Annotated in this window: 10 protein-coding genes; 3 read left to right on the top strand and 7 right to left on the bottom strand. The window is 48.6% G+C overall.

The genetic code is table 11. The features are described 5' to 3' along the window. Positions 1-389 precede the first annotated feature (389 nt). From Q7J27_11885 to Q7J27_11895, 3 genes are all read left to right on the top strand, one after another. A complete protein-coding gene (locus Q7J27_11885; protein MDO9529839.1) occupies positions 390-590 on the top strand; it encodes a cold-shock protein in 201 nt (66 codons plus the stop codon). A gap of 83 nt (positions 591-673) precedes the next feature. Next, complete coding sequence (locus Q7J27_11890) at positions 674-904, top strand: hypothetical protein (GenBank protein MDO9529840.1); 231 nt, start codon at positions 674-676, stop codon at positions 902-904. A 174-nt stretch (positions 905-1,078) separates the two neighbouring features. After that, a complete protein-coding gene (locus Q7J27_11895) occupies positions 1,079-1,216 on the top strand; it encodes a hypothetical protein (GenBank protein ID MDO9529841.1) in 138 nt (45 codons plus the stop codon). Between the two features lie 125 nt (positions 1,217-1,341). Here Q7J27_11895 and Q7J27_11900 read toward each other — a convergent pair whose 3' ends face one another. The 7 genes from Q7J27_11900 to Q7J27_11930 form a co-directional block, all read right to left on the bottom strand. Beyond that, positions 1,342-2,532 carry a hypothetical protein gene (locus Q7J27_11900; protein ID MDO9529842.1) on the bottom strand — a complete coding sequence of 397 codons (1,191 nt, stop codon included), beginning with the start codon at positions 2,530-2,532 and terminating at the stop codon, positions 1,342-1,344. A gap of 364 nt (positions 2,533-2,896) precedes the next feature. After that, the gene (locus Q7J27_11905) at positions 2,897-4,504 is read right to left on the bottom strand and encodes a serine hydrolase (protein MDO9529843.1); all 1,608 of its coding nucleotides are present in this window, start codon (positions 4,502-4,504) and stop codon (positions 2,897-2,899) included. A gap of 190 nt (positions 4,505-4,694) precedes the next feature. Next, the gene (locus Q7J27_11910) at positions 4,695-5,540 is read right to left on the bottom strand and encodes a type II CAAX endopeptidase family protein (GenBank protein MDO9529844.1); all 846 of its coding nucleotides are present in this window, start codon (positions 5,538-5,540) and stop codon (positions 4,695-4,697) included. 87 nt (positions 5,541-5,627) lie between these two features. Beyond that, the gene (locus tag Q7J27_11915; protein ID MDO9529845.1) at positions 5,628-6,755 is read right to left on the bottom strand and encodes a serine hydrolase domain-containing protein; all 1,128 of its coding nucleotides are present in this window, start codon (positions 6,753-6,755) and stop codon (positions 5,628-5,630) included. A gap of 90 nt (positions 6,756-6,845) precedes the next feature. Continuing rightward, a complete protein-coding gene (locus Q7J27_11920) occupies positions 6,846-8,546 on the bottom strand; it encodes an amidohydrolase family protein (GenBank protein MDO9529846.1) in 1,701 nt (566 codons plus the stop codon). Positions 8,547-8,619: 73 nt separating this feature from the next. Further along, positions 8,620-9,756: a serine hydrolase domain-containing protein gene (locus Q7J27_11925; GenBank protein ID MDO9529847.1), complete on the bottom strand. Its 1,137-nt coding sequence runs from the start codon at positions 9,754-9,756 to the stop codon at positions 8,620-8,622. A 164-nt stretch (positions 9,757-9,920) separates the two neighbouring features. Continuing rightward, the gene (locus Q7J27_11930) at positions 9,921-10,766 is read right to left on the bottom strand and encodes a serine hydrolase domain-containing protein (protein ID MDO9529848.1); all 846 of its coding nucleotides are present in this window, start codon (positions 10,764-10,766) and stop codon (positions 9,921-9,923) included. Positions 10,767-11,182 lie beyond the last annotated feature (416 nt).

The raw sequence follows: 11,182 nt of genomic DNA on the forward strand, positions 1-11,182 counted from the left end.
GAAAGTTGATGATCAGGCCACCTCAATTTTGATGCAGCAGTTCTATAAGTCTTTAAAAGAAACTGACAAACGCAGTGCATTGCGCACAGCACAATTGAAGGTAAAAAATACCTATAATGCCCATCCATACTTCTGGGCAGCATTTCAAATTACTGGCTCTGTGCAATAAAAAGACAAGGGTTTTCATATTGACCAAGCTGATTTGTTGATATTTTTAAAAAAATAAATATTTGGCTTGCTATTACGTATAAGGGCGCTTAATATGTATCATCAATTAAGTCCTGCTGTAAATTGGCGGGAGGGGTTCTTTCTGTGGGAATTATTCGTTTGTTAAGCGCTATCATCCTTCAGTTTGTAACGTTGAAATTTTTTGAAAGGAGGATGATATTATGGCAAATGGAACTGTTAAGTGGTTTAATGACCGTAAAGGTTTTGGATTCATCGAACAGGAAGACGGACCGGATGTATTTGTGCATCATAACGCAATCAATGCGACCGGTTTTAAAACCCTCAGTGAAGGTGCGAGCGTGACCTTTGACATCGAGGAAGGGCCAAAAGGTCCGGCTGCTGTCAATGTGACCGTTGTCTAACCTGTTTTTTAAGGTAATTAAAAGGCATCTCCTGTGAAACGGGGGACGCCTTTTTTATTGATCGCTTGCATCAAACCACAATTATGCCGGCTGAGATTATTTTTCCTGTTGTCAGCGACCTTATCGATTCGGCAACCGACCAGAAAGGAAACGCCATGGCAAAATCTCATTACCAGTTCCAGAAACGTCAGAAAGAATTGGCCAAGAAAAAAAAGAAAGAGGAAAAAAGGCAGCGCAAGCTGGAAGACAAGGCGGTTGAACCCGATGAAACTGAAAAAGACCCGACCCCTTCAACGGAGGACCAGCAAGCATAGGGATCGACCAGCACCCGGAATTGCAGGGGGAGAGAGAAATTTTCCCTTACCCGATTATGTCATTTCTTCAAGGGGGTGCTTTTATGCTCTGGTTTATATTGATTAATATCTCCACCCATAATGTTCAAATGTGAAGAATGTGTAGTATACTTCTTGTGGGCGGGGAGCTTCACTTTGAATTCTCTCAGCAATTGGTATTGCCGCGAGTACATCACCTCCACGGCAGTTTACGATGATGGTTTTAATATCTTCACTAACCAGCTCATTGAACTTGGGGATGGCGTTTTTTTCGATATGGCCTTCAAATCTTAAAGTGTGTTTATCTTTGACGATCTATTCTCCAGCGAAAGAAAGGCTATATAAGGCTAAAAACCACATTGGGGATAGAAATAATCTGCTCATCTGAATAGTTTCCTCTCGTTATCCGTCGCCCTTCGTCATACGTAGTTCGCAAATCGTCCTTCAACGCGCCGCGTCAGCTCCTGCCATTTCTCCGTGAGTTCCTTCAGCCAGTTCCTTGTATCAACGTCACGAAAGGGATCGTTCCTGGCAAGCTCGATGTTTGCATCGCATTCCTTTGCCGCTTCTATGTCACCTGCGGCCTCATACTCGGCCTTGAGCAATTTGTTGGTTTTGATCACTCTTTCGTGTATGTCCGGCCCGACAAACATGCCTGGATACGGCTGAAGATAATCCAGCGACACTTCCGGATGATCGGCTACCTTTTTGCGCTCGTAGAGGTACCGCAGGATGTCTTCCCTGACTTTTTTCCAGTCCGGTCGTGACGACGACTCTGGCGGAAGGTGTTTGATGGCCAGCTCGCGATGCAGGAAGAACGTAACACCGCTTATCTTGAGATTGATCAAAAAATCTATGTCCTCGCCTCGGGTTATCCGGGGATCGAACGGAACCTGTTTCAAAAGGTCCAGTGTTATCGTCATGTTCCCACCGAACGCAAACGGGGTCGGCTTAATCATGTCGCCATGCAGGATGAATTTCTCGAATGCCCGGTTCATTCCCTCAGCATTGTTCCAGTAAGGCTTGCGCCATGCGGACACCTTGCTTTCATCGAGCATCGGCGTATCGGGCTGCAGGTAGTATCCCGCAAGCGCTCTGACCGACTCGCCATTGACCTTTGTTCCCATCGTTCTTTCGATTTTTCCCAGGAAATCGGTATCGTGGAACACTTCGTCATCGTCAATGAAAATCGTGTACTTGCTCGCGTTCAATATCCCGGCAATTGAGCACATATTGCGGACGGCAGAGTAGTTGTTGAGATTCAGGATGTCAACAGCCTCCTGCGAAACGCCTTCCGCCTTCAGGTCTGCGGCCAGCTTTTCGAGCATCAGCGTGTGCATGCAGGTTATGTCATGTTTGGAGCGGAACGGTTCTACCAAGGTCTCGATCTTGTCCCGGACCAGCGCGGCGATATCGTTATTGTTCGCGACGGCAATAATTACCACCTTGCCCTCGGCGCCGTCCAGTATGTCCAGGCTGTCCAGCAGATTGGGGAGTGTTCCGGTTTCATTCAGCGGTGTGGGGTGATCGAAAACGATTTCTTCCTGGGCGCCCATATCTTCGCTGGCCATGCCCCAGTAGGTTGGTATTACCATCGTGTAGTCTTTCATCGTCAGTACTCCTTGTAAGTGAATCTATAGGCCTATCCCATCCCCGTCAAGCCCTGCCGTCCTCCTGCCCTGGTATCCGCTTTTCAAGCTCATCCCGATCCTGCTGATTCTGGGGATCATCTTTCTGTGCAACCGGGTGAGCCGGCTTTCTCGTACACTCCCTTAAGTTTCCGCATATCCGTCCTTAAATACCGCTGCAAGGCCGAGTTGGTGCCGTACATGGTTGCCCCTCTTTGATTTCCTCTGGGGGCGCGGGGCTGAAGTACTCCTATAGGTGCTGGCCATGCCGTGCCGGGTGCCTCCGTCCAGGTTCGACCTCCCCCGATGCCAGTTTTCAGCGCAGGTCTTGGTGCAGAATCTCAAACTATTTCCTGGCGACCTTCTCGAACACGATGTCGTCCACACCCGCCTGAAGAGGAAGTGAAAATCTGTTGATATCGCCATTTTTATCCAGCAGGAAAGTCACGTTTCTTACATCATGATAGACGAGAAGATGATCGGGGTCCTCGTCGGAAACCCTGAAGGTGTCATACTGATAGTGATCCATCGGCGCGGTTCTGCCCCTGATTTTGATGTTCAGCCCGTTGCCTTCCTTTCCAATAATGATCTCGCCATAGGCCGGGTGACTGTAATGACCCGCGTAGTCCACAAGGGAATGACTGGGGCGGGTGTTCTTCCGGTGTTGCTTTTCGGCATCTGTTGCGGCCTTCTTACTTTTTTCCCAGTTTTCACGTTCCACCTCCATGAGCCTTTTGCTCCAGTCGACCGGTTTGAGGCCGAGAAGCCGGTCGAAAATATTGAAGGTTAGTACATAGGTCAAAGTAGTCCCAGTCATATTTGTAAGCACAACGATGCCAATCTGCTCTTTGGGCATGAAACTGACCAAGGATGTAACACCGGGTAAATTCCCCCCGTGATTAACCATGTAATGACCGCGGTAAGGCAGAATGAACCAGCCCAGGCCATAGCTTATTGTAGGTGTTTCATCGTAGATGAGAAATTTAAATGCTGAGTCAGATGGTATGACCATCTGGGACGAATGCATCTGGAGCAGTGTTTCTCTGGCGATAATCTGATTGCCGTCGACCTTGCCTTCGGCCAGGTGAAATCGGACCCACTTGGCCATGTCATTGAGGTTGGAATTGATGGCGCCTGCTGGACCGTTGGCGGTCATCTTAAAGAACGGAATCCGTTTAATGTCAAGATCTGAAAGTTTTTCAGGAAATTTCTTCACGCTATCGATGTGCGTAGAATATGGGATAGCAAAATCCGGGTTCATCGAGTACGGGAGAGCATAATCCGGATATTTCTGTAATTCCTCGATCGAAAAATTGCTGCTTTTCATTCCCAGCGGCATGAATATCCTTTCCTTCACAAATTCTTCCCACGTTTTTCCGGAGAGCTTTCTCATAAGACATCCGGATGCCTGGAACATCAAATTGTTGTATTGAAAACGTTCCCGGAGTCCATAACTCGGTTGCAGATATCTGATTCTTCTGGTTGTCTCTTCACCGGTCAGTCCTGCATTGTACCAGACGAGGTCGTGCCTCGGAAGGCCCGTACGGTGCGAGAGCATATCCCGTGGGGTGATATGCCCGGTCAGGTAATCATCAGACATCCTGAACGTCGGCAGATAGTTGCGAACCGGCTGGTCAAGATCCAGCTTTTTATCGTCCGCCAACAGACCGACGGCCAGGGCGGCAAAAGTCTTGCTGACGGAAGCGATACCGAAAATCGTGTCCGGCGTTACTTTCAGTTTCTTTTCCACATTCCGATAGCCGAAACCCTCTGAAAAGATGACTTTGTCATTTTTTACGATCAGAACGGCGACAGCCGGCACGTTCCGGTGCTTCATTTCCGCTTTAATGAAGTTCCTTAAATCCTTTGGTTCAAATTTATCCTCGGCTATTGATGGCGAAACAACGAAAAATAACGTTATAAAAAGAACCAATAAGAGAGCCTTACGCTTCATATCTAAATCCTCCTTTACTTTTGAGTCTCCCGTCTAATCATGAGAACAGGGCGTTCGTCATTTTAGCGGGAAAGGGATTATCACCCGCAAAAGGGGCTTGATTACACTTGACCGTAATCATTAAGTAAGTTTTGAAAGAGCACCTGACCAAGCCAAAGAACTGGCACCATTTTATCGGATGAATAAATTGTCAGACACCGTGTGATTCAGCCAGAACTTCAGGCTCTGATTTCAGCTGTGTGTCTGTTAAGCGTGAACGCATCCGCCAGAAAATGTAGGCAACTATCACGCTTATAACCGCGAGGGCAGCTCCAAATTCACCAATGATGAATTTTGTGATTCCAGTGTCCTTAGTTAATGGATTAAAAAAACTCTGAATGTAAAGATTGTGGCTGGCATGAAAAAGCATTGCTGTCCAGACGCTTCCGGATTTAAGGCGAATCCAGCTCAACGCAAAACTTATCCCGACAGCCATTACGGTAAAACATGTTAGTCCGTACCAAGCAGGGGTTCCACTGTTGTAATGAGCAAAAATAACCAGCGGATAGTGCCAGATGGACCAAATTACTCCAGTAATGAGAGAAGTCTTTGTGAAATCTGTTAATTTTGCAAGTTGAGGAACCAAAAAACCGCGCCATCCAATTTCCTCCCCCAAAGCAAATACACAGTTCGTAATCGTGCCGAGAGATATAAGGAGCAGATAGTTGGGAGAGAACTCTTCATTGATGCTGCCTAATCCAGACAACCATACTATTACGTAGGCAAGTAAACAATAAGAGAAGGGGAGAACGTAGCTGAGAATCTGGTAACGTGTTTTTCCCCATCCCCAGCCGAATCCGCGAATGTTCCTGTAGAAAAGTACACGGGTGATTAGAGCGGCAATTCCCGGGCACCACATTAATCCAAGAACATACCATCTACCCTTCGCTCCCAGTGTCCCTGCTGAGATCAGTAAGAAGTAAAATATCGAACTTAGAGCGAATGCAATGACTATAAAAGTTATTATCTCCTTGCGTACCTTTTGAGATGACCCCATTTCTTCCCTCTTTCCTTCCTGCTTTTGGCGTTGCTAATGCTTGAGTCTCCTGTCTAACATATATTAGAAAACCGCCGGGGCAGGCGGCTAAAAAATATCGATCAATTCGTGCAGGAATTTTTCGTACACCAGGACGTCTTCCCTGGCTGACAAATTGTTGAAAAAAACTACGATGGTTGTGTCCGTCTCGGGGTTATGGGCGATCCTGCTGTAATACCCGTCAACGGCTCCGGCGTGTCCGATGAATCCTTCTCCGACCAGGTCGACGCCAAGCCCGTACTTGAACTTGCCGGGGAGGGCCGCTTCAATTTCGATCCAGTCGGTCATTTCCTCGTAGGATTTTTTGCTCAACAGCGTTCCCTGTCCGAGCGCTTCCGCCCATTTCTTCTGGTCCTCCAGGGTGGAGACTATGTTCCCCGAGGCCCAGAGTTCCCAGATATCGGGTCTTACGGTCACGTTGAACGTCTGATCCGGCAGCAGAGCGTAGCCGTTAATGTGCTCGCCCTTAATCTCCGGTTTCGTCACGAAGACCGTTTTTTTTAGGCCGAGCTTGTCGAATATCTTTTTGCGAAAGACCGTTCCAAGGTCCTTTCCTGTAACCTTTTCTATGATCAGACCGAGAGCCTTGTAGTTCGCGTTGGAGTAATGTCCTCCTTCTCCGGGCTTGTTATAGGGGGCATGTTTCATGGCTATTTCTACGATTTCGCGGGGAGAAACCGCTTTGGCTGGATTTTCATTCACCGCTTTCCGGAAATCATGGTCATCGTTCTCAGGGTCGAACATGCCGCTTGAATGGTTGAGAAGTTGCCGCACGGTGATTCCGCTATTCGCGCGAACGAACGTCAGATACTTTTCGATGGGATCATCCAGGGCAATTTTACCCTCGTCCACCAGCTGCAGTACGGCCACAGCGGTAAAGGTTTTTGTGATACTTCCGATTCGTGTCTTGTCTCCTATCTCAGGCGCACGGCCGGTTTTAAGGTCCGCCTTCCCCCGCATTGCGATCCAGGTTCCCTTGCCGGGGGCCCAGACGGCCGCGATAACTGCCGGGGAACGGGACTCCTCCATGGCTTTGTCCAGGGATTTCTCCATCTTCTCTCGTGTTTTAGCATCGAATCCCTCTGCCCTTTCGGATGCGAAAAACTCTGAAGCAAAAAAAGGTAATAGTAATCCCGTTATAATGGCAGCAATTATTAGATATTTTCGTATTTTCATAGCCTTCCTCCTAACGAAAATGCTCAGCCGCGCGGGTCGGGGGCCTCGTGGAGCGGGGGTTAGATCGTTATGGTCTGCCCCCCCATCAATTTACTTGTTTTTTGTTTTTCCTCTTCCCTTCAAAGCCCTTCCTCCACGTCTTCCTGTCAGCTTCCGGTTTTCGATAGTCACGACACCGTTTACCAGCAAATGGACAATCCCCTCGGCATAGGTATCAGGTTTTTCATAGGTTGACTTGTCCGTCAACGTGTTCAGATCCAATATCGCAATATCTGCGAAGGCTCCCTGCTCGATCTTGCCCCTGCCGGCCATCCCCAACTTTTCCGCCGGCAAGTAAGTCATGGAGCGGATGGCGTCAGGCAGGCTCAGGAGATGCTCATCCAGGGTGAATTGTCTCAGCTTCCGCGCAAAGGCGCCGTAGAACCTTGGATGCGCCCCTTCAAGGCCCCTTGCCCAGGTCATGCCGTCTGAACAGGTGAAGACATAGTGGTTGGGCATGAAGTCCCGCATGGCCTGTTCATTGTGGGCGAATATGATCCCGATCGGCATGTTTTTCCCGCACACCAGGTCCACATAGCAATCTATGGGATCTTTGCCTTCTATGGCTGAAATTTCCTTGAGCGTCTTCCCCTCATATTCAGACTTGCCCTCATAACCTATGATCTTAAACTTCTCCGGAGGGATATCGATAAAGACCTTCTCGATAACACCCTTAATCTGCTTTCTCCCGTCCCGGGTCTTGTACTGCTCACTGATCCCGCCCGCGGCCGTTTTGAACCTGTTGGGCAGCAGGATAGCCAACTCGCTTACCCCCGCTGTGTAGGTGTAACTGTCCGTAGTGACGTCCAGGCCCTCCCTGCGGGCCTCTTCAATAAGACCGAGTATCCGGGATGCCTTCACGCCGTTGTGGGGTGCCTGGAGTTTTAGATGGGATATCTGCACAGGGATGCCAGATCTCCTGCCGATCTCAATGGCCTCCTTGATCGACTCCAGCAACGCAATCCTGCCGTCCTCAAGGATCGTTCCGGTTTCGTCGCGCATGTGTGTGGCGTAGATCCCACCATACCGGTTCACCACCTTGCTGAGTTCGATCAGTTCCTCTGTGGTGGCTTTTATGCCCGGGGCATAGGCAAGACCCGTGCTCATGCCGCCTGCCCCCTTTTTCATCTCCGACTCGACCCTCGCCTTCATGAGATCCAGCTGCGCCGGGCTCATTTCCTCCGGCTGATTCTTTCCAAAAATCTCAAACCTGATTTTCCCATGGGGGACAAGGTGCATGACGTTCGTGCCAAAATTCATGGATTCCACCATGCCCAACCATTTCGTCGTGTCGCTGATGGCGTTTCCGCAGTTGCCCGTGACCACAGTGGCCACACCCTGAAAGAGGGCATTATAATTCCCTTTAAGCTCCTCCCGGACATCAGATGAGTCTCCTGTGATGCCACCGGCAAAGATCATATCCGAGTGTTCATGGATATCGATAAAGCCTGGGGTGACGATGAATCCGCTCGCATCAAGCGTCTTGCTTGCCTCTCCGGAAAGGATTCCGATTGCCGCTATCTTATCGTTTTTGATGGCTATGTCCGCGACGTAGGGCGGCTTCAATGTGCCGTCGTAAATAGTTCCACCCTTGATCAGCACATCATAGGACTGCTCACTTGTGGAAAAAGCGGCCTGGGGGCCGCATATCAGAAATATTAGACAGGCAAAGACCAACAGTCCTCGTTGAAAAGACAGAAATCTTCCAATCATTCTGTTCTCTCCACTTTTGGTGGTTTCATGTATTTTCATAGCCTTCCTCCTAACGAAAATGCTCAGTCGCGCAGGAACCGCGTCGGCTTGGAGCAAAGGGTTAGTATTATGGTTACAATCCCGTTTCTTTTATGACTTTTTCCAGTATAGCTTTAGCCCTGAAGGTTTTTTCTTCGGAATCTCCGGCCTGGCCATTTACGAGGATTACGCAGTCATATCCATGATATCGCCCGACAAAAGAGGTATACATGTTGTTTACGTTACCCCCATGCCCGATTAGTCCATTCATGTTCAACGCCCCAAAGCCGTAAAAGCCCAGCCTACCTGCGGCCGGTTTCATATTGAACTGCTCCGAATGGGCCTGTGGTGACAGAAGCCGGCCCTCGACCAGAGCTTTTGCCCAGATAAGCTGATCGGCAGCCGTGGAAACAATACCACCCGCGGTCCAGAACAGGGACGGATGTATTGTATAGGTTGCATCGATTACTTTCCCCTCCTCATAAATATAGCCGTGCGCGTAAGGAGTGGGCATTTTCAGCTCCGTGAGCATAAAGGTATGGGACATACCCAACGGCTGAAGAATTCTCCTTTTCATCTCATTACTTAAAGAATTGTTTGTGACTTTCTCGATCAGCATGCCGAGGAGGATGTAGTTGACATTGGTGTAGTGAAATTCCCTGTCGGGCTCTATAGTATTGACGAGGCTGAACTTGACAAGCACCTCCGGCTTGCAAGCCCCGAGAGGATCGGGTTCCATGAATTTTACAAACTCGGGATTTGGCCCATATGCCCCCAGGCCGCTTCGCATTTCCAACAGGTGCCGGATGGTGATTCTATCTTCTCGGGGGACGAGGCCTGGCAGGTACTTCCCGATCGGATCGTCGAGCTTGATGAGCCCGTCGTCAACCAATTGAAGTACCATCGTGGCCGTATAGGATTTTGTGGTACTCCCGATCATAAAATATAGGTCCTTGGAGATCGGTTTTTTAGTTTCAAGTTCCGCCAGGCCGCTCGTCCAGGTTTGTCTGTTCCCGTTCATGTCTCCCAGCGCTAAAACCGCGCCGGGAACGTTGTACTCGGCCACAGCGGCATCGAGCGCCTTCTGCACTCGCTGACCCATGGATGGATCGACCCGTGAGACGGAGAGTTCCTCCTTTTTTGCGCATCCCTGCGCCGCCAAAAGAAAAAGAATCAGGCACGCTGCCTGAATGAGCCAAAATCGGGTTTTCAATGTGATGCAATCTTTCATGGTTTCCCTCCCAAACGATCTTTTTGTTATACCGGGTACTGCTAACGGTTGAGTTCTCCTGCAGTTGGGAGCGGAATAATACCAGGTAAAACGATGTGATATATGTTTCTATTAATTTCCTATCCTCAACGACCTTGCACGGATTTTTTGTCCTTTCGGCCTTTTTACCAAGAGACATGTTCAGGAAACACCAATTTACTTATCGCCGCGAATAATCCTCCCGACCAGCTCTTGTCATCTAAGTCTAAACGATTAACGTTTATCACAATAACAGCATCCTCAGCTGGCAGGTAGAACATCTCTGTTGAAAATCCGAAAATAGTTCCGTTATGCCCATAAAACTCACCCTGTTTAATGATTCCTTCTCCGTATTGTACGATGGAAGGAGCACCTTTAAAAATCTCAGTCTCTAATCTTTTTTGCTGAGTTTCTCCTGACAGGAGAGTTCCTTGATACAGTGCCCTTGCATATTTTTCTAAATCGTTCATGTTACTTATAATCGCACCTGCCGCATTTCCACAACTTGTATTCATCTCTGTTTTATCAGCAAAACTACCTTTAGAATTTTCCCACGAGTATCCGCGATTATTACTTTTTAAATTGTAATTATTGGGTTCAGGATAAGAAGAGGATGTTAAATTCAAAGGCTGAAAGACCTTTTCATTTATCAAACGTGCAATTTTTTTACCTGTAACAATCTCGGCAACTTTAGCAAAAATCGTATAGTTGCCATTACAATAAATTGTTTCCTGTCCTGCTGCAGTAAATTCATTGCTGTGTGAAGCCATAATGTCAATAAGGGTGTCTAACGGGTAATTTTTATATACGTCATGATACCATTCTTCTAAGATTGAGGCGTTGGCATAATCTACTATTCCACTTCTCATTCGGAGCAGGTTTCTAATGGTAAGTGCGCCACGAGGCTGCACAAGAGATGAGGGGAGGTCCCTCGAAGCCGGCTTGCAGGAGCTGGCTTCAAACCACCTTAAGCTGCAATGGTAAAGAGCCATTGTGGTGAGCGTTAAGGAAAAGGCATGGCAAAAGACCATGTCAGGTGAGGATCAGGGAGGCGAGCGCAAGCGAACTACTTCTGAGGTGTCGAAATGAAATGGACGATGTCAGAACTGGGGGCTTACCAAACTCCGGGATAAGTCCAAGGGTTACCTGTTTACTGCTTGGGCGGCATCCGGCATAAAGGTAGCGCGAACCTGATCCAGGCTCTTGTGTGGAACGTGGGAACCTGTCGTTCCGATGTTAAGGGAGAAATTCAAGTGGAAGACCCACAAGAATGAGAGTACCGATGCGGGGCACGGGGGCGGAGCAGCCCGTAGTAGGTGAGAAGGGTCAGTAATGGAACTGGACCGAAGGGGCTGCGTTGTCTGTCTTTATTTTCAGGTCAACCATAAATGGGAGGAGCCTCGTGGAT

The sequence above is a fragment of the Syntrophales bacterium genome (genome assembly GCA_030655775.1).
GTDB lineage: Bacteria > Desulfobacterota > Syntrophia > Syntrophales > JADFWA01 > JAUSPI01.

Bases quoted from the DNA above. Each gene is read 5' to 3' on its own strand.
- Q7J27_11900 (MDO9529842.1), bottom strand. From the start codon at position 2,532: ATGAAAGACTACACGATGGTAATACCAACCTACTGGGGCATGGCCAGC.
- Q7J27_11915 (MDO9529845.1), bottom strand. From the start codon at position 6,755: ATGAAAATACGAAAATATCTAATAATTGCTGCCATTATAACGGGATTA.
- Q7J27_11885 (MDO9529839.1), top strand. From the start codon at position 390: ATGGCAAATGGAACTGTTAAGTGGTTTAATGACCGTAAAGGTTTTGGA.
- Q7J27_11890 (MDO9529840.1), top strand. From the start codon at position 674: ATGCCGGCTGAGATTATTTTTCCTGTTGTCAGCGACCTTATCGATTCG.
- Q7J27_11910 (MDO9529844.1), bottom strand. From the start codon at position 5,540: ATGGGGTCATCTCAAAAGGTACGCAAGGAGATAATAACTTTTATAGTC.
- Q7J27_11925 (MDO9529847.1), bottom strand. From the start codon at position 9,756: ATGAAAGATTGCATCACATTGAAAACCCGATTTTGGCTCATTCAGGCA.
- Q7J27_11930 (MDO9529848.1), bottom strand. From the start codon at position 10,766: ATGGCTCTTTACCATTGCAGCTTAAGGTGGTTTGAAGCCAGCTCCTGC.
- Q7J27_11905 (MDO9529843.1), bottom strand. From the start codon at position 4,504: ATGAAGCGTAAGGCTCTCTTATTGGTTCTTTTTATAACGTTATTTTTC.
- Q7J27_11920 (MDO9529846.1), bottom strand. From the start codon at position 8,546: ATGAAAATACATGAAACCACCAAAAGTGGAGAGAACAGAATGATTGGA.